The organism is Nocardia sp. CA-084685 (assembly GCF_050955785.1).
GTDB lineage: Bacteria > Actinomycetota > Actinomycetes > Mycobacteriales > Mycobacteriaceae > Nocardia.
In genome coordinates this window covers 2,637,963-2,656,362 of sequence record NZ_CP192094.1, presented here as the reverse complement: position 1 = coordinate 2,656,362, position 18,400 = coordinate 2,637,963, and the positions used below count along the sequence as shown (strand labels likewise).

Genomic DNA, 18,400 nt, shown 5'->3' with positions numbered 1-18,400 from the left:
GATTACGCAGGTCATCCCAGCTATCACGGCGGTGGAGAACTTTTCCGTGTTCTGGCGACACGCGCCGCACGGCGAGACAAGCCCCCGACAACTATCAGCAAACACCCTGGTTCGCATGGTTTCGGCCGGTCACGTGGCGACGCGGAGCACAGTGGTGGGAGGTTGTGGCGGAAGATCGTGGGGCGTTGTGGGGAACCGCGCGCGGCGCGCATTCAGCAGCCTGCTGGCACACGCATGAGAACGCGCCGCCGCACCTGTTCGGTGCGGCGGCGCGTTCGATATGTAGGTGTCGGCTACGGGCGCGCTACTCCTGATCGAAGCGGCGGCGGAACCGATCCTCCATGCGCTCGGAGAAACCACCGGACTTGCGCCCTCGCCCACGTCCGCCCGATCCGCCACTCGCGCCACCGGATTGGGCATTGCCCGACCGGTCGCCCTTGGCGATGCCCTTGGAACTGCCGAGCAGCAACAGCACGCCTGCGGCGAACATCACGATGAATCCGATCAGGCTGATGATCGGAAAGTCGCCGAGCTTGACCGGAGCGGCTATACCGGCGACAAGTAGAAACAGACCGAGGACGAACAGGGCCGCGGCCTGGAGTCTGCGACGACTCGAGGTCGAGCGAAGGCGTCCGCCGCGGACGGACGACGCGAACTTCGGATCCTCAGCATAGAGCGCGCTCTCGATCTGTTCGAGCATGCGCTGCTCGTGCTCGGAGAGTGGCACGGTACCTCCCCCGGCACTAGGACTTGGCTGTCGCCTCCGGGTAGGCGACAGATAGCCAAGGTCGGCTATCTGCCACCAATGATACGAGTTCGATCAGTGCCGTACCACCTACTCGTCGATAACTAAGCGGTCATGCCGCCGGACCAGCCCGGGGCGGGGCGCAATCGAGCCCCAGCATTCAGCAGATCTTCCACATCGTGCAGGAATGCGCCCACCCGCGAATAGAACTCGTCGGCCTGCTGATCATCTACATTGCGATCCAGCCCCGCCTCGAGCGCCGCCCTGATCTCCGAACGGGCGCTGAAGTAGTCGGCCCACATGACGAATTCGGGCGCAGCGCGCTGCATCAGCACCCAGGCATTGCGCGAGCGCGCCCGCGGCGCGGAGTCCGCCCCGGTGAACGCGAGCACCGCACCGGCGCCACGCAGCGCGGCCAGATATGCGGTCCGAAAACGTTCGCGCGGGTCACTTTCTCCCGCAGCCTGCATCAGCAAGCCGTCCGCCCGCTGCAGCAGCTTGCCCGCCTTGCCGGGTTGCCCCGGGTGTTCGATCCGACCAGACATCAGCCGTCCCTCCGAGTCGCTCACCTGGCCTATCCTGGGCGCGAATGCCGAGTTTGCAGCACCGCGAGGATCGAACAGGTATTCGAACGTTTGAATTGAGATTGAATATAGGGACACCCACCGACAACTTTCCGCGGACCGACGAGAGCCATGACAGCCGTCAAGCCCAAACACACCCCCGCCAACGCCCCTGTGGTCATCGACGTTTCCGTCGCGGCGCTGCGCTCGCGGCTGCACGACGCACTGGCGGTGTACGTCGCGGCGATGGAATATCCGCACGGCACCGAACACCATCGCGCGCCGATGTGGACCGAACACACCACCCGCGTCGGCTGGCAGGGCGCCGCCGCCGTGATCCCGGATGATTCCGGGCAGATCGACCTGCGGACCGCGCCGATCGTGGCCATCGCCTACGGTTATCGCGGCGCCGCCCATCAGTGGTGGCACCAGCAGGTGCACAGCGGGATGCGCCGGTCGGGCTGGCCGGAACATTCTGCGCGCGAACTGCTTTCGGACTATTTCGAACTGACCGAGCTGCACGTGCATCCATCGGCACAGGGTCGCGGCATCGGCGGCGAACTGCTGACACGGCTGCTGGCCGATCGCACCGAGCGCGCGGTGCTGCTGTCCACACCGGAGGTGCGCGGCGAGGCCAACCGCGCCTGGAAGCTGTATCGGCGACTCGGATTCACCGATGTGATCCGGAATTTCGTCTTCGCCGGGGATACCAGGCCGTTCGCGATTCTGGGACGGCGGCTGCCGCTGTGAGCGGGCAGCGACAGAACCATGAACACGGCCGGCCACCCGGAACGACGGAGTTGAGCGCCAGCGAGGCGCAGGCGTGACGGTTGCGGTCGTCGGGTCGGGCCACAATGCCCTCGTCGCCGCGTGCTATCTGGCACGTGCCGGGGAGCGGGTGGAGGTGCTCGAGCGCGACGAGGTGCTCGGCGGCGCGGTGTCTACGATCGAACGGTTTCCCGGTCATCTGATCGATCGCGGATCATCGGCGCACATCATGGTTCGCCATACCGGAATCATCGAGGAGCTGGAACTTTCGCGGTTCGGCCTGCGCTATATCGATTGTGATCCTTGGGGTTTCACACCTGCGGGGCCGGATGGCAGCGCGCCGATCGTGTTCCATCGCGATCTGGATCGGACTTGTGCCGGGATCGCGGAGGTCTGCGGGATGCGGGATGCGTCGGCGTATCGGCGCTTCGTCGAGGTCTGGGGGCCGCGGTCGGCGCGGGTGATGCGCGCGTTCGGCGGCGCGCCGACGCCGGGCCGACTGCTGCGTTCGTTCTGGGGGCTGGACGCGCATGATGGCGGGAGCGCATTGTCGCGGGAGTTCCTGCAGACCGGCGACGCCCTACTGGATGGCTATTTCGACGATGAGCGGCTCAAGGCATCGCTGGCGTGGTTCGGTGCCCAGTCCGGGCCGCCGATGTCGGAACCGGGGACCGCGCCGATGGTCGGCTTCGCCGCGCTGATGCATACACTGCCGCCGGGACGGGCGGTGGGTGGAAGTGGGGCGCTGACAGCGGCGCTGGTTGCGCGGCTGCGCGCCGACGGCGGCGTGGTGTCGGCGGGTGATGCGGTCACCGAGTTACGACAGGTCGGTGCGGGCTGGCAGGTTCGCACAGGGTCGGGACGAAGTCTGCGTGCGGACACCGTGATCGCGGGCACCCACGTGCTGACGACGCTGGATCTGCTGCGGGACGGCGGATTCGACGGTGCGGTGCTCGACGATTGGCAGCGGCGGATCCGGGTGGGTCCCGGCATCGGCATGGTGGTACGCCTCGCGAGCTCAGCGCTGCCGCAGTATCCGGGTAGTTCGACCGCCGAATCGGCCAATGGTCTGCAGTTTCTCGTCTCCGATCGGCGGCAGCTGCGCCGGGCGCACGGTGCGGCGCTGGCCGGAGATCTGCCACCGCGTCCGGTGGTACTGGCCATGAGTTTCAGTGCGCTGGATCCGACCATCGCCCCGCCCGGTGAACATCAGCTCTCGCTGTGGGCGCAGTGGCACCCGTACGAGCTGGCCGACGGAAGCGCCTGGGCGGCGCACGCGGAGTCGGAGGCCGATCGGATCATCGCCGAAGTCGAGTCCTATGCGCCAGGTTTCGGAACGAGTGTGCTGCGACGGCATGTGCAGACGCCGCTCGATCTCGAGCGTGAGCTCGGGTTGCGCGGCGGAAATGTGATGCATGTGGAGATGTCACTGGATCAGATGATGCTGTGGCGACCACTGCCAGAGCTGTCCGGGCAGCGGGTGCCCGGCGCGCCCGGGTTGTATCTCACCGGGGCGTCCACGCATCCGGGTGGCGGGGTGTCCGGAGCGAGCGGGCGCAGCGCGGCACAGCTGGTGCTGCGCGACCGACGGCGCAACCGGTTTGCCCTCCTGCACAGGCGATGACAGAGCCCACCGCGCCACCCGCGCCCGAGCCGGACGAGCGCCCCAGGTCAGGGATGGAAAGCCTTGGTCAGGAAACCACCTGGCGCGCTCAGGCATCCGGCGCAACGAACTGCGACGTCCGCGGTCCGGCAAGTCCCGAGAGCACCGAACAAACCCAGCACTCCGACACAACGAACTCCGACACCCACAATCCAGCGAGCCCGAAGATCACCGGATGTGCGGAATCCTCCGGCGCGACTGATTTCGCGGTCCGTGATGCTGACCGGAACCCGGCAAGTCGGCGCGGCGCGGGTAGGCAGTCGCGGTCGGCGGCGAACTTTCGATGGACGCCGCAGTTGCTGGTACCCGCGGTGACGGCGGTGCTGGTGGTGCTCGTGCAGATCAGTTATCCGCTTGCCTCTGGCGTCGCTCGCGATCGGGTGACCGTGGTGGTCGTGCTGTTATCAGCGGGGACGGCGCTGGTACATGCTGGGGCGACGCGCGGCGTCAGGTATGCCTTCGGGTTCGTGGCGATTGTCTCCGGGCTGGGACTGCTTGCCGAAATCATCGGTACCGCAACGGGGTTCCCGTTCGGCTGTTATGAGTATGCCGACGGCAGATTGGGGCCTGCGGTGGCGGGAGTGCCGTTGGTGGTCGCGCTGGCATGGACCGGTGGGCTGTATCCGGTGTGGATAGTCGCCGGATTGTTGACTCGCCGCTGGGCCACGCGAGTTGTTTCGACCGCGGTCGGGGGCGTGGGCTGGGATCTGTTCCTCGATCCGCAGATGGTGGCGGACCGGCAGTGGACTTGGTGTGGCGCCGGTCGGGGGCTGCCCGGACTCGATGAGATTCCGTACACCAACTATCTGGGGTGGTTCGCGGTGGCGCTGGTGATGGCCTTGCTGCTGACCCTCTTGGATCGCGTCGCGGGGTGGGCGAATGCGAATACGTTTGCGCCCGTGACCGAGCAGCTGCGATCGACAGCGCAGTCAAAGGGGACAGCTCCCGATGCGGGGAAAGCTGGAACACCGGCGCTGAAGTTGGGAACGTCCGACTCGACCAGTCCGGAGCACGGATCCCCTCGACCTGGCTGCCATGAAGGCCGACATCGTCGAGGCGATGACCACCTCCTAGGACCGGTAGCCCCGATCTCGGCAGACGTAGTGGTCCCGGTGGCGGTGTTCATGTGGACCTGGCTCGGATCGACACTCGCGCACGCGGTGTTCCTCGATCTGCCGTATTCGGCCTGGTACGGGTGTATCGGACTGGGGGTGCTCGGTGTGCCGCTGCTGGTGCGGTCGGTCACGACCCGGCTGGGCTGATACGACCTGGCCGATACTTCGGCGGCGTGCGTTCCGCCCGTCGCGTGGCAATTCGGGGCGAGCGCCTGGCACGATGTGTGCCGTGCAGCCGAGTCCTCTCACCGCGATGCCCGACACACCGGTTCTACCGCCGCGTTCGCCCCGGCCCGCAGCGCGGGTGGCCGCGGCGGTACTGCTGGCCGCAATGCTGGTGCCCATGCTCGCGGGCTGCCTGCGGGTGCAGGTGTCGATGGGTGTGTCGTCCAATGACCGGGTCTCCGGTCGGATCGTGGCCGCGGTGGTGCCCGCGGACGCCAATGACAAGGGCCCGCAACTGAAGGCCCCCGATTCGCTGGCCGCGAAGGTGCGGGTCGAGCCGTACAGCCAGGACGGCTATGTCGGCAGCAAGGTCTTCTTCGAGGACCTGTCCTTCGGTGAGGTCGGCCAGCTCGGTGCGCTCTCCGATCAGACCCAGGGCATGTTCAACCTGTCGTTCCAGCGCACCGGCGATCTGGTCAGCCTCAATGGCCGGGTCGACCTGAAATCTGTTCCGCCGCACGGTTCGGATGTGCAGTTCACGGTGGCGTTCCCGGCCCGCGTCGCCAAGACCAACGGCAATCGTGAGGATGACTCCACCGTCTCCTGGAAACTGCCGCCGGGCGATGTGTCGACACTGCGCGCCGAGGTCAGCTACGCGGACCCGAATACCCGCTCCTTTGCGGGCTGGGCAGGCATCGTCGGCGGTATCACCCTCGCGGTCGCCGCCATTATCGCCGCCATCGCCTATATGGACCGCAACCCGGCGCCGCCCGGCGCACCCGAGAGCGACTTCTCCCTGAGCAACCTGTGGCGTTCGCTGACCCGCCGCTGACGCGGCCCCTGCGTGCCGGCGCGGCGATCGCCGCGTGGACGGGCGCGGGTATCGCGCTGCTCGGCTGCGGGACCGCGCTATTCAATCGCGCGACGGTGCGCCGGCTGTCGACCGGACCGAATACGGTGATCGAGCCGGTCACGGTATGTATCCCCGCTCGCGACGAGGCAGCGCGACTGCCCGGGCTGATCGATGATCTCCGTGGCCAGGTGGGCGTGCCGCGACTGCGGGTGCTGATTCTCGACGATGCGTCGTCGGATGGGACCGAAGCGGCTGCGCTCGAAGCGATCGCGGGCGATGCGCGCTTCACCGTTTTCCGCTCCGATGCCGAACCAGCACCCGGATGGACCGGGAAGGCCGCCGCGTGCGCTCGGCTCGCCGAGCTGGCCGAGGCCACGGTGCTGATCTTTCTCGACGCCGATGTGCGACTCACGCCGAATGCGATCGCCGCCGCGACCACCGAATTGCGCCGCAGCCGGGCCGCATTGTTGTCACCGTGGCCGTACCAGGTGACCGAATCGCTGGCCGAGGCGCTCGTGCAGCCGCTGCTGTGCTGGTCATGGGCGGCCAGCCTGCCGATCGCGGCCGCCAACCGCAGCCTGCGCCCCTCGACGGCCGTCGCCTGCGGCCAGTTCCTGGTATTCGACGCCACCGCTTACCGCGCCATCGGCGGTCACACCACGGTCGCGGCGAGCCCCACCGAGGACCTGGACCTCGCTCGCGCACTGCGTCGTTCCGGCCGCAGAACCGCGCTTGTCGCGGCGGGCCCAGCGGCGAGCACCCGAATGTACCGTGGCGCAGCCGAACTGGAGGCCGGTTACACCCGCTGGCTGTGGTCCGCTTACGGCGGAACGACAATCGGCGGCGCGGCAGTGGGAGCTGTGGCGGCACTGGCCTACTTGGTGCCCCCACTGGCCGCGATCGGTGGCCGAGGCTCGGTACGCACCGCCGGTCTCATCGGCTACAGCGCCGCAGTCGCCGGCCGCCTCCTTGCCCGCTCACTGGAACGCGGCACCACCACCCGCACGGACATCATCGCGGCCCTGGCCCACCCCCTCTCCATCGACGCCTACCTCCGCCTCTGGACCCACTCCCGCCGCACCCACCACCACAACGACCTGACCTGGAAATCCCGCCCCCTCACCCCCACCCACTGACCGCCCCTCGAGTCGGACACGTGATCATGTGGAAACTGGGGCGGTATCGCCCGAGAAGCCCCGCCACCAGTGCCACCTGATCTTGATCGCGCGGCACGGACTCGGACTCCGAGACCAGCCGCGTTCGCTTAGCGCACTGTTGTGAGTCCTACGGTTGGGACGACGAAGCAGGACTTGCCGCTGTTGTCTACGGTTCCGAAGACTGCGGCGAGTACCGTGCCGGATCCGGTGTCGACTGGGACCGCGCGCACCCCGCCGACCGGGAAGGCGGCGAAGAAGTCCTGGAGGGCACGTTCGGCCAGTGGCCTCATCTCTATCGGGGTTTCGGCGGGCACCATCGTGCGGACCACATCGGAGATCGAACCCATGGCGGTGACGCCGCTGCGACCGTTGGCCAGGTTGACCCACGCGACATTCATGCCCGTGGCATTCGTGCCGTCCGGGCGCAGGCCGTAGGGGACGAAGGTGAACATGACTTGCCCGGCCTTGACGGCGGTCGGGTCGAGCCCCGGAATCGCCAGCGTGGTTTTGGGCCACGGGCCGGGCACCGCACCCGCTACGGCGGGGACCAGACCGAGTGAGCCGGTGTCGGAGCAGAACGGCGCGAGCGCCGGGTACAGGAACGGGTCGACGCCGAAGGTTCGCAACGCCTCGACGACAGCTCGGTAAGCGGCGAACAGGTCCCCGGGCGCGGACGGGGCGGTCGCGGACGGAACAGCTGGTGCGGGCATCGATGGCGGACCCGCGGCAGCGATGCCCGGGGCGGCGAGAGTCAACGCGACCGTACCGGTCGCGATGGCGGTTAGCGTGGTCAGACGGCGCAGCAGAGTCACGGCGGATCTCCTCATCGTCGGGCACGAATCGTGGACCGAGACTACTCCGGCAAACCTTCGCAACAGCGTCTATTTCCGCGAGCAACACGTTCGTGCCGCGCACCGCGGCGGCAACCGCAGCTGGGCATTCCGGACGAAAAGCACGCGAAGAAACCGCGTCCGAAATGCCACCATCCACTGCGCAACCGAGCCAATAGTGCCTGCTCATGGCCATACGAACAAGGTCTGCGCTCACGCTGATTCGTACCCTTGTGCCGGACTTCGCCTGCTTCGCATGATATTTCGGCTAGACCCATTGACCGACCCGTGCTCGGCGTCGGACACACCATCCAGAGCGACCGAGAGACCTGGCTCATCGACGTCGCAGCAACCCCCCGGCCACCGGGTGCGGGTGCTTCCGCCGGGAACGATGGAGGAACCGAAATCATGAGCGCGTCCATCACATCCGATACCCCGGTATCGGATGTTCCGATACCGGGTGCCCACACACCCGATGCCACGGCGTCGGGTGCCCCCACCGCCACCGACGCACCGGCGATCGCCAAGTCCTGGCATCCGTGGCGCTGGGTGATCAGCGCCATCGCACTCGTGCTGCTGGCTCAATTCATCCACGGACTGGCCACCAACCCCGGCTGGGATTGGTCGACATTCGCCAAGTACTTCACCGCGAAATCGGTGCTGTCGGTGCTGAAGGCTCACTGATTTCAGAGGGACGCAATTTCCTCGCCACGGCATGGTGGATGACCACCTTGCCCGGCCTGGTGATCATCGTCGTCGTGCTCTCGGCCCAACGCCTCGGCCGCGCCGTAGGAAGGAGTCACAGCGCATGAGTGAGCGCAGCACGTCCGCCGATCCGACGGACGGCACGCCGCGAATCCGCGACGTCACACATGGACCGAATGGGTCCGCAGCGGCACTGTTGCGCATCGAAGGCCTGCACGTGCGCTACGCCTCCGACAGTGGCGATGTCGCCGCACTCAGGGGCGTATCCCTCACGGTCGCACGCGGTGAGGTCGTCGCGCTGGTCGGCGAATCCGGGTCCGGGAAATCGACTCTGGCGCAATCGGTGATCGGATTGCTCGGCCCCAATGCCGAAATCACCAGCGGGACCGTCACCTTCGACGGGGAGACGGTGGATACCGGATCCGAGCGGGCGCTGCGACGGATTCGCGGTGCGCGGATCGGATTCGTACCGCAGGATCCCGGACTTTCGCTGAATCCGGTGCGGCGCGTGGGTGATCAGGTCGCCGAGGCGCTGCTCGTGCACGGGCTCGCCGATCGCCGCGACGCGTACGCGCGGGCGATCGAATTGCTCGCCGACGCCGGACTCGACCTGCCGGAGTTGCGGGCGGCGCAATATCCGCACGAACTGTCTGGTGGCCAGCGGCAGCGGGTGCTGATCGCGGCGGCGCTCATCGCCGGACCGGAATTGGTGATCGCCGACGAGCCGACCAGCGCCCTCGACGCCACGGTCGCGCGACGCGTACTCGACAAACTCGCCGCGCAGACGGCGGCGCGCGGCGCGGCGGTACTGCTTATCACCCATGATCTGGCGATCGCCGCTGAGCGGGCTGATCGGATCGTGGTACTGAGCGGCGGGGAGATCGTCGAAACCGGTCCGACCGCGACGGTGCTCGCCGAACCTCGTCATCCGTATACAAAGCGATTGCTCGCCGCCTCGCCGAGTCTGGCCCCGTTCGACGGGTTCCGCACGCCTGATGACCGGCACCCGATTACGCCATCCCCATCGCAACCGCACACTCGAAGGAGCCAGAGCGTCATGACGACCAGCATCACCAGTCTTTTCGAAACCGAGTGGGCACATTGGCATCAGGCCAGGCAAGACCAGTTGCGCGATCCGCTCGGCTTCCTGAGCCTGACCGGGCTGCATTGGCTCACCGACCAACCCGAGCGCCTTGCCGACATTCCCGGCACCTGGTGGGTCACCGACGACAAGGTGTTCATCACCGCCCGGCCCGCCGACCGCCTGCGGTTCGAGGGCAGCGACATCGCGGGTGTCCAGATCGTCACACCGGCCGAAGGTGCGCCGGGACTCGATGTGCTGCACGAGAATCGAGTGCTCGAGGTGATTCGTCGCAGCGGCCTTTACGCCGTGCGCGTGCACGACCCGGCGGCACCCCCATTGCTGAGCTTCGAGGGCATCCCGACCTATGCCCCGGACCCAGGCTGGGTGGTCGACGGTCGCTTCGAGCCGTTCGACGCGCCACGCACGATCACCACCGGGGCCGTGGTCGACGGTCTCGAACATCACCACACCGCCTCGGGCACCATCGAATTCACCATCGGCGAGGTCACCGAGCGCATCATCGTCTTCGGCGAGCCGACCAACCTGCGGGTGCTGTTCACCGATGCCACCAGCGGCGTCACCACCTACCCGGCGGCCCGATCGCTGGCCGTCGAGGCGCCCGAATCCGATGGCACCGTGCGCCTCGACTTCAACCGGGCGGCCAATTTGCCCTGCGCCTTCACCGATTTCGCCACCTGCCCGCTAGTACCCGCGGAAAACCGGTTGCGGGTGGCCATCGAAGCGGGCGAACAGCATCCGCGCCTAGGACGGTCCGCATGACGATCCCGCTTTCCATCCTCGATCTGGCCCGATCAGCGCCGGATCCACAGCGCAGCAGGCCCTGCGCAACACCATCGACCTGGCCCAGCACGCCGAGCAGTGGGGTTACCGCCGCTACTGGCTTGCCGAACATCATTTCGTCTCGGTGGCGAGTTCCTCCTCGATCACACTGATCGGCCTGGTTGCCGCGGCCACCACCCGGATCCGCGTTGGCTCGGCGGCGGTTCAGGTCGGCCACCACACCTCGGCATCGACCGTGGAGGCATTCGGCACCATCGACGCGCTCTACCCGGGACGGCTCGACCTCGGCCTTGGCCGATCGGGCCATCGCCGCACCCAGTTCGGCGCACAGCCCGCCCATCCCAAGGGTGGTCATCCGGTCGTCGATACCGTGACCGGGCGCACCGAGGTACGCGACGGCGTGGTGGTCCCGCCGCCCTTCGATCCCGGACGAATCACGGATCGGTCCAGGTTCATCGCCTCGCTCAGCGCACTGCAACAGCAGGGCGCGCAGGCGCCGGAATTTCCGGACCAGGTCGATGAGGTGCGCGCCCTGCTCAACGGCACCTACAAGAGCGCCGAAGGCATTGCGCTGCATGCGGTTCCGGGCGAGGGAGCACAGGTCGAGCTGTGGTTGTTCGGCAGCTCGGCCAGCGAAAGCGCTGAATTGGCAGGCGAACTCGGTCTACCCTTCGCTGCCGCCTATCACGTCTCCCCCGGCACCGCCCTGGACGCGGTCGCGGCCTATCGAGCGGCCTTCCGCCCGTCGGCCGATCTCGCCGAACCGTATGTGGTGATCTCCGCGGACGTGGTCGTCGCCCCCGACGACGCGCGTGCCCAACATCTGGCCGCCACCTACGGTCACTGGGTGCACAGCATCCGCAGCGGTGCGGGCGCCGCGGACTACCTCGATCCGGATACCGCCACCGCGCTGACCCCGGAGCAGCGCCGATTGGTCGACGACCGGCTCGCCACCCAGTTCGTCGGCAGCCCGCACACCGTCGTCGAACGGCTGCGGGCCCTGCAGCGCGTCACCGGCACGAACGAACTGCTCGTCACCAGCGTTACCCACCGCCACGAGGACCGCCTCGAATCCCACCGTCTCCTCGCCGACGCCTGGGGTCTGCGCCCCGCCCGCGCCGCCTGACCCGACCGATGCTGGGGTCAGGCGCTGATGGGGGCGGCGGTTACGCCGTAACCGAGGTTGGTGAGGACCTCGCCGGTGGCCTTGGCGAAGTTCAGCGTGATGAAGTGCAGGCAGGGTGCGCCCTCAGCGATGAGGCGCTGGCCCATTTCCGTGGCGATTTCGATGCCGACCTCACGAACCGCGGCATTGTTCTCCTCGGGCCCGTCGCCGGCGGCCTTGCGGAGGCGCTCCATCACCGCGGGCGGCAGGGGACGCCCGCACAGTTCCTCGGCGCGGGCCACCGTGCGCAGCGAGGTGATGGGCATCAGCTCGGGGATGATCGGCTTCGCACCCTCGATCGGATCGAAGGCCGCGACGCGATCGCGCAGCCGCAGATAGTGCTCGACGTCGAAGAACATCTGGGTGATCGAATACTCCGCGCCCGCACGCAATTTCGCGGCCAGATACGCGGTGTCGTGCTCGAGATCCGGGGAACGGTGGTGGCCCTGCGGGAACGAGGCGACGCCGACATGGAAGTCGCCGAGGTCACGCACGATGCGCACCAGCTCTTCGGCGTATGCCACGCCCTCGGGATGTTTGCGCCATTCACCGAGCGGATCACCGGGCGGGTCACCGCGCAGCACGAGAATATTGCGGATGCCCGAATCGGCGTACGCGCCGACCAGTGAGCGCAGTTCGGAGACGCTGTGCTCGACGGCGGTCAGATGCGCGACCGGCAGCAGCGTCGTCTCCTCGGCCAGCTCGCCGGTGATCCGCACAGTGCGGTCGCGAGTGGTACCGCCCGCGCCGTAGGTCATCGAGACGAAGGCCGGATGCATACGTTCGAAAGTGCGTGCGGCCCGCCATAGCCGCGCCTCGCCCGCGGCGTCACGCGGCGGATTGAACTCCACCGAGAAGGGCACCGAACCCTCCGAATGGGTCCGCAGACTCTGCACAACCGAGGGGGTTCCAGAGACGATCGGTGGCGTCGGGGACGGCCGGCCAGGGGTCGAACGTCCCCGCACTTTATCGAAAGTCACCGGTCCAGTGTAGTGGTGCCCCATTACCGGGCCGTCAGGTCGTCGCAACCGTACGCGTATTCTGCGAGCAGGCGACACGCTCGCAATCGCCGGAACGACACGCGCGACGGTCACCGTCCGGCGCCGAAGTACCCATAGTGCCCACGATCCACCGCGCATCAGCACCCGCACGACCTTGGAGGCTCCCCTGTCCGCCGGAACCGGTATCCAGACGCCTCAGCCCACTCCGCCCGCGAATCACACGCCGGCGCCGGGCACCCCCGGATTCGTCGCGGCGGTCGAGGACGCGCTCAAAGCCTTCTTCCAGACCCGCCGCCCCATCGTCGAGCCGCTCGGTCCGGTTTTCATCCAGGCCGCGGACGCGCTCGAACTCTTCGTGCTGCGCGGCGGAAAGCGCACCCGCCCGGCCTTCGCCTGGACCGGCTGGCTCGGCGCGGGTGGCGATCCCACCGGCCCGCACGCCGCCGCGGTCCTGAACGCCTGTGCCGCACTGGAATTGGTGCAGGCCTGCGCGCTGGTGCACGACGACATCATCGACTCCTCGCGCACGCGTCGCCGCTTTCCCACCGTGCACGTCGACTTCGAACAGCGCCACCGCGATCACGGCTGGGCCGGTGACGCCGCACACTTCGGCACCTCGGTCGCCATCCTTGTCGGCGATCTGGCGCTGGCCTGGGCGGATGACTTGGTGCACGCCGCCGGACTCGACGCCGCCGCGCTCGGCCGTTTCGCGTCGGTCTGGGCACTGATGCGCACCGAGGTGCTCGGCGGGCAGCTGCTCGATATCCACGGTGAGTCCGCGGGTGACGAATCCGTCGCGGCGGCGCTGCGCATCAACCGCTACAAGACCGCGGCCTACACCGTGGAGCGCCCGCTGCACCTGGGCGCGGCACTGGCCGACGCCGATCCGGAGCTGATCGAGGCATACCGGACCTTCGGCACCGATATCGGCATCGCCTTCCAGCTGCGCGACGATCTGCTCGGCGTCTTCGGCGATCCCGCGGTCACCGGAAAGCCTTCCGGCGACGACCTGCGCGAGGGCAAGCGCACCGTCCTGGTCGCCGAGGCGCTGCAGCGTGCCGACGCCATCGCTCCGGCCGCGGCCGATCTGCTGCGCACCAGCATCGGCACCGATCTGACCGCGGACCAGGTCGAGCGGTTGCGCGCGGTGATCACCGAACTCGGCGCGGTCGACGAGGTGGAGCGGCGCATCACCGATCTCACCGAACAGGGTCTGGCCGCGCTGGCCTCGAGTGCCGCCACGCCCGATGCCAAGGAGCGGTTGCGCGCCATGGCACTGGCCGCGACGAGTCGCACCCACTAGCCGCGAGAGATGTAGATGAAAACAGTTGCGGGACCGACCGATCGCGTCGTGGTGGTTGGCGCGGGCCTATCCGGCCTCGCCGCCGCTCTGTATCTGACCGGAGCCGGGCGCACAGTCACCCTGCTCGAACGCGCCGATCATCCCGGCGGCCGCGTCGGCCTCTATCGCGGGCCCGACTACGAAATCGACTCCGGCGCAACGGTACTCACCTTGCCGGAGCTGATAACCGACGCCCTCGCCGCCGTGGGCGCAACCCCCGAAACCTGCACGCCGCCACTGCGCATCCACCAACTCGCCCCCAGCTACCACGCCCGCTTCGCCGACGACTCCACCATCCGCGTCTACGCCGATCCCGAGGCCATGGCCATCGAGGTGGCCCGCGTCTGCGGCGATGACGAGGCGCTGCGCTACCGACGGCTGCGCAACTGGCTCGCGCAGATCTACCGCGCCGAATTCACCGAGTTCATGGATACGAACTTCGATTCGCCGCTCGATATGCTCCGCTACCCGGCCAAACGTCGCGCATTGGCCACCCTCGTGCGACTCGGCGGATTCGGCAGGCTCGGCCCGCGCGTCTCCCGCTTCCTGCGCGATCCTCGTCTGGCCCGACTGTTCACCTTCCAAGCGTTGTACGCGGGCATGGCCCCGGCGAAAGCACTGGCCGTATACGGCGCGATTCCGCATATGGACACCTCGCTCGGCGTCTACTTCCCCGAGGGCGGTATGCGCGCAATCACCGCCGCACTCGCGGACGCCTTCACCGCGGCGGGCGGCGTACTCGCGCTGAACACCGAGGTCACCGGGATCGAGTACGCGGGCGGCCGGGCCAAGCAGGTCCGCACCGCAGACGGGCGCGGCTTCGATTGCGACGCCGTTGTCCTCACCGCCGACCTCGGCGCACTCGAGCGCTTCGGCGTGCGCCGCCGCCGTCGACTGCGCGCGGCGCCCTCCGCCGTTGTCGCACACGGCACCATCCCCGTCGCCATCGCTGAGACCTGGCCGATCCAGACGCACCACACCATTGATTTCGGTGCGGCGTGGAACCGGACCTTCGACGAAATCGCCGCCCGCCCCGGCCGCGGCCGCCTGATGAGCGATCCGTCATTGCTGCTCACCCGACCCGCACTGACCGATCCGTCGCTCTACATCGATCGCCCCGGCGGCAGATACGAACCCTTCTCGCTGCTGGCCCCCTGCCCCAACCTCGACGCCGCACCGCTGGACTGGACCGAGCTCGGCCCCTCGTACCTGCGTGAACTCCTGAATGTGTTGGAGGAACGGGGATATCACGGAATCGCCGAACACTTCACCGTGGACCACCTCGACACACCAGGCACCTGGCGCGAACAAGGCATGCTTGCTGGCAGCCCCTTCTCGGCGGCCCATCTATTCCGACAAACCGGCCCATTTCGTCCGCGCAATTTTCCCGGCGGCAGCGACAACGTGGTTATCGCCGGTTGCGGCACCACTCCGGGTGTCGGCGTGCCGACCACCCTGCTATCGGGAAAACTGGCGGCAAACCGAATTATCGGCACTGTGCAAGCCACTCGGGATGAATCCCCACGCACCAGCGGGATAGTGTTCCCGACAAGCCGATAAACTAACGGCCGACCTATTCGCCTGCGGTTGCGACCGCCGACCACTCCGGGGGGACCGACACCACATGCATCCCCCTGAGACGACGGCCGCCGCGCCCACCGACAACTCGATCACCGCGACCGAAGACGAGGCGCGCCCATCGAGCGCCCCCGCGCGCCCGACCACCCCGACCGTCGCCGAACCCGGGCTCCGAACCTGGCTGCGAACCACCGCCGACTTCGCCCGCAGCCCCGAAGGACATTCGGCGCTGCTCGGATTCTTCGGCGCGCTGATGATCACCTTCGGCGGATTCGGTGCGGGCAGCGTGCGCAAACGCGATCCGCTGCTCGAGGCGATGCATCTGTCCTGGCTGCGGTTCGGGCACGGCTATGTGCTCTCCACCATGGTCATCTGGGTCGGTGTGCTGCTGATGATCACCGCGTGGGTGCGCTTGGGCCGCACCACGATCGGATTCGGCGACCGGCCCGACGCCGGGGTCACGCTGAACGAACTGCGCGCGATCGTCGGCATCTGGATCTTCCCGCTCTTGTTCGCGGTGCCGATGTTCAGCCGCGACGCGTATTCGTATCTGGCTCAGGGCGCGCTGCTGCGTGACGGCTTCGATCCCTACGTCTCCCCGCCGGTCGCCAATCCCGGTGTGCTGCTGGACAATGTGAGCCCGGTCTGGACCACCACCACCGCGCCATACGGTCCGATCTTCCTGCTGCTCGGCAACGCGATCACCGCGATCACCGGCGATAACGTAGTCGCGGGCACCATCGCGCTGCGGCTGGTGATGCTGCCCGGCCTGGCACTGATGATGTGGGCGGTGCCGTACCTGACAAAGCACCTGGGCGGTAAGCCGAACGTGGCACTCTGGCTGGCCGTACTCAATCCGCTGGTGCTGATCCACCTGATCGGCGGTGTGCACAACGAAATGCTGATGGTCGGGCTCATGTGTGCGGGCATCGCACTCGTGCTCGAGCGCCATCATGTGGCGGGCATCGTGGTCGTCGCGATAGGCGTCGCCATCAAGGCGACCGCCGGTGTCGCACTGCCGTTCCTGGTCTGGATCTGGATGCTGCACGAGCGCGAACGCCGAGCGCTACAACGCGCCGCGCAATCACCGGGTGCCACCCAGAGGGTCGAGACCGAGGCCGAACCCGCGCGGCCGAGCGCGGAAGTACCGCATCCGGCACTGATGTTCGCCAAGATCGCCGGACTCGGTTTGAGTGTTTTCGCGGTGGTCTTCGTGGCCGCCTCGGCCATCGCCGGAGTCGGCATCGGCTGGCTGACCGCGCTGTCGGGCTCGAAGAAGATCATCAACTGGCTCTCGCTGCCGACGATCATGGCGCATATGGTCCGCTGGGTGACGCCGTTCCCGATGGATCCGGTGCTCGCGGTGACCCGCGCACTCTGCGCGCTCGCGCTCGTCGCCGTGCTCGCGTGGACTTGGTGGCGGTTCCGGCACAGTGAACGCGAGGCGGTTTTCGGCATCCTGATCGCCTTCGTCGCCATCGTCATCCTCTCGCCCGCCGCGCTGCCCTGGTACTACTCCTGGCCGCTGGCGCTCGCCGCCGGGTTCGCGCTGTCCACCACAACGCTGATGGTGCTGGTCGGGTTGTGTACCTGGTTGATGCTGGTCTTTCAGCCGGACGGTTCGATCGGGCTCTACAGCTTCGGGCACGTCGCCGCCGCGACCTTCGCCGCCGTCGTCGCGGCACTGTCACTGCGACGGGTCGACCCACTGCGATTGCGCGCTACCCCACCGGAGAGCAATCCGGTCGCCGTCACCCGGTCATGACCGAGTTCGCTCATACCGCCCGCGGCGAGGAACTGGCCGCGGCATACCGCGTATGCCGTGCGATCGCCGCCGTGCACGGACGCACCTACTTCCTGGCCACCCGACTGCTGTCCGCGCCACGAAGACCCGCGGTGCACGCGCTCTATGCCTTCGCGCGCATGGTCGACGACATCGTCGATCACCCCACGTACGACGCCGAACACGGTCCCGCGGGCGAACTCGATCTCGTCGAAAAGCAACTGCGCGTCGCCTTGGAGCAGGCAAAGCCTCCCGTCGACCGGCGCACCCAGGTACTCGCCGCACTCGCCGACACCATCCAGCGCTACGACATTGCACCCCAGCACTTCTGGACCTTCCTGGACTCCATGCGAATGGACGTTCCGGGCACCACGCACTTCCGCGCCCACTACGCTACCATGACCGAACTGCGCGGCTACATGCGCGGTTCAGCGGCCGCGATCGGTCTGCAGCTGCTGCCCGTACTCGGCACAGTCGTCCCGGTGGCCGAGGCCGAACCCGCCGCGGCCGCACTCGGCGAGGCCTTCCAGCTCACCAATTTCCTGCGTGATGTAGCCGAGGACCTGGACCGTGGCAGGATCTACCTGCCCACCGACGAACTCGCGGCCTTCGGCGTCGACGCCGACCTGCTCGCCCACTGCCACCGGATCGGCCACACCGACCAGCGGGTCCGCCGCGCACTGGCCCACCTGATCGCGATCAACCGCGACCTCTATCGCTTCGCGAACCCTGGCATCGACCTACTCGACCCCCGGGTACGCCCCGCCATCCGCACCGCGAGCAAGCTCTACTCCGGCATCCTGGATGAAATCGAACATGCCGACTACACGGTCTTCGCCCGCCGGGCCGCAGTCCCCCGCCACCGCCGCCTGCGTGTCGCGGCAATCGAGTTCACCTCTGCTGCCCTACGGCACTGAGACTCGATCGCAACTACGCCACTCACGCTTCCACCGCGGAGCAAGTCTTACGAGCGACCCATTCACGGCCCGTCTGGCGGTCCGAGCTGTCGAAGCACATGCGACACAGGCCCGAGTCTCAGCACCCCGTGCACCAGGGGCGCCCCGCCATCACCAACCCCAACG

The 18,400-nt window shown here is 67.7% G+C and carries 15 protein-coding genes, 3 pseudogenes and 1 riboswitch; of the genes and pseudogenes, 13 read left to right on the top strand and 5 right to left on the bottom strand.

Features of this window, described 5'->3' with window-relative positions; genetic code table 11:
- Positions 1 to 304: 304 nt before the first annotated feature.
- On the bottom strand, positions 305 to 727 hold the full coding sequence (locus ACQP2U_RS11985) for a DUF3040 domain-containing protein (protein WP_062988705.1): 423 nt from the start codon (positions 725 to 727) through the stop codon (positions 305 to 307).
- Positions 728 to 849: 122 nt separating this feature from the next.
- On the bottom strand, positions 850 to 1,290 hold the full coding sequence (locus ACQP2U_RS11980; RefSeq protein ID WP_433716436.1) for an SAV_6107 family HEPN domain-containing protein: 441 nt from the start codon (positions 1,288 to 1,290) through the stop codon (positions 850 to 852).
- A 150-nt stretch (positions 1,291 to 1,440) separates the two neighbouring features.
- Between ACQP2U_RS11980 and ACQP2U_RS11975 the strand changes: the two genes are divergently transcribed.
- Positions 1,441 to 2,058 (top strand): GNAT family N-acetyltransferase, encoded by a 618-nt coding sequence (locus tag ACQP2U_RS11975; protein ID WP_433714725.1) that lies wholly within the window; start codon positions 1,441 to 1,443, stop codon positions 2,056 to 2,058.
- Here ACQP2U_RS11975 and ACQP2U_RS11970 read toward each other — a convergent pair.
- The gene (locus ACQP2U_RS11970; protein WP_433714724.1) at positions 1,979 to 2,161 is read right to left on the bottom strand and encodes a DUF6248 family natural product biosynthesis protein; all 183 of its coding nucleotides are present in this window, start codon (positions 2,159 to 2,161) and stop codon (positions 1,979 to 1,981) included. The two genes, ACQP2U_RS11975 and ACQP2U_RS11970, sit on opposite strands and share 80 nt — an antisense overlap.
- Between ACQP2U_RS11970 and ACQP2U_RS11965 the strand changes: the two genes are divergently transcribed.
- From ACQP2U_RS11965 to ACQP2U_RS11950, 4 genes are all read left to right on the top strand, one after another.
- Positions 2,132 to 3,700: a phytoene desaturase family protein gene (locus ACQP2U_RS11965; RefSeq protein WP_433714723.1), complete on the top strand. Its 1,569-nt coding sequence runs from the start codon at positions 2,132 to 2,134 to the stop codon at positions 3,698 to 3,700. The two genes, ACQP2U_RS11970 and ACQP2U_RS11965, sit on opposite strands and share 30 nt — an antisense overlap.
- Before the next feature lie 335 nt (positions 3,701 to 4,035).
- Positions 4,036 to 5,001, top strand: coding sequence for a carotenoid biosynthesis protein (locus ACQP2U_RS11960; RefSeq protein ID WP_433716435.1), 966 nt, complete (start codon positions 4,036 to 4,038; stop codon positions 4,999 to 5,001).
- Positions 5,002 to 5,074: 73 nt separating this feature from the next.
- On the top strand, positions 5,075 to 5,851 hold the full coding sequence (locus tag ACQP2U_RS11955; protein WP_433714722.1) for an LppM family (lipo)protein: 777 nt from the start codon (positions 5,075 to 5,077) through the stop codon (positions 5,849 to 5,851).
- Positions 5,852 to 5,859: 8 nt separating this feature from the next.
- The gene (locus ACQP2U_RS11950; RefSeq protein WP_433716434.1) at positions 5,860 to 7,008 is read left to right on the top strand and encodes a glycosyltransferase; all 1,149 of its coding nucleotides are present in this window, start codon (positions 5,860 to 5,862) and stop codon (positions 7,006 to 7,008) included.
- A 128-nt stretch (positions 7,009 to 7,136) separates the two neighbouring features.
- Here ACQP2U_RS11950 and ACQP2U_RS11945 read toward each other — a convergent pair whose 3' ends face one another.
- Positions 7,137 to 7,841, bottom strand: a complete 705-nt coding sequence (locus ACQP2U_RS11945) for a hypothetical protein (RefSeq protein WP_433714721.1) — start codon at positions 7,839 to 7,841, stop codon at positions 7,137 to 7,139.
- Between the two features lie 322 nt (positions 7,842 to 8,163).
- A riboswitch (SAM riboswitch) is annotated at positions 8,164 to 8,257 on the top strand.
- Between the two features lie 10 nt (positions 8,258 to 8,267).
- Here ACQP2U_RS11945 and ACQP2U_RS11940 point away from each other — a divergent pair.
- The 4 genes and pseudogenes from ACQP2U_RS11940 to ACQP2U_RS11925 form a co-directional block, all read left to right on the top strand.
- Positions 8,268 to 8,531 (top strand): annotated as a pseudogene (locus ACQP2U_RS11940) (hypothetical protein); the annotation flags it as partial.
- 2 nt (positions 8,532 to 8,533) lie between these two features.
- Positions 8,534 to 8,671, top strand: a pseudogene (locus ACQP2U_RS11935) (ABC transporter permease); the annotation flags it as partial.
- A complete protein-coding gene (locus ACQP2U_RS11930; protein ID WP_433714720.1) occupies positions 8,668 to 10,428 on the top strand; it encodes a DUF1684 domain-containing protein in 1,761 nt (586 codons plus the stop codon). The pseudogene ACQP2U_RS11935 and the gene ACQP2U_RS11930, both read left to right, overlap by 4 nt.
- A pseudogene (locus ACQP2U_RS11925) lies at positions 10,425 to 11,575 on the top strand (LLM class flavin-dependent oxidoreductase). The gene ACQP2U_RS11930 and the pseudogene ACQP2U_RS11925 overlap by 4 nt, the downstream one beginning before the upstream one ends.
- A gap of 17 nt (positions 11,576 to 11,592) precedes the next feature.
- On the opposite strand, the gene ACQP2U_RS11920 reads toward ACQP2U_RS11925, so the two are convergent.
- Complete coding sequence (locus ACQP2U_RS11920; protein WP_433714719.1) at positions 11,593 to 12,594, bottom strand: methylenetetrahydrofolate reductase; 1,002 nt, start codon at positions 12,592 to 12,594, stop codon at positions 11,593 to 11,595.
- Positions 12,595 to 12,769: 175 nt separating this feature from the next.
- Between ACQP2U_RS11920 and ACQP2U_RS11915 the strand changes: the two genes are divergently transcribed.
- The 4 genes from ACQP2U_RS11915 to ACQP2U_RS11900 all read left to right on the top strand — a co-directional run bounded on the left by ACQP2U_RS11915 (position 12,770) and on the right by ACQP2U_RS11900 (position 18,235).
- Entirely contained in the window at positions 12,770 to 13,918 is a 1,149-nt protein-coding gene (locus ACQP2U_RS11915; protein ID WP_433714718.1) for a polyprenyl synthetase family protein, read from the top strand.
- 15 nt (positions 13,919 to 13,933) lie between these two features.
- The gene (gene crtI, locus ACQP2U_RS11910) at positions 13,934 to 15,517 is read left to right on the top strand and encodes a phytoene desaturase family protein (RefSeq protein ID WP_433714717.1); all 1,584 of its coding nucleotides are present in this window, start codon (positions 13,934 to 13,936) and stop codon (positions 15,515 to 15,517) included.
- A gap of 64 nt (positions 15,518 to 15,581) precedes the next feature.
- Positions 15,582 to 17,300, top strand: coding sequence for an alpha-(1->6)-mannopyranosyltransferase A (locus tag ACQP2U_RS11905; RefSeq protein ID WP_433714716.1), 1,719 nt, complete (start codon positions 15,582 to 15,584; stop codon positions 17,298 to 17,300).
- Positions 17,297 to 18,235 carry a phytoene/squalene synthase family protein gene (locus ACQP2U_RS11900; protein ID WP_433714715.1) on the top strand — a complete coding sequence of 313 codons (939 nt, stop codon included), beginning with the start codon at positions 17,297 to 17,299 and terminating at the stop codon, positions 18,233 to 18,235. Before ACQP2U_RS11905 ends, ACQP2U_RS11900 begins: the two co-directional genes overlap by 4 nt.
- Positions 18,236 to 18,400 lie beyond the last annotated feature (165 nt).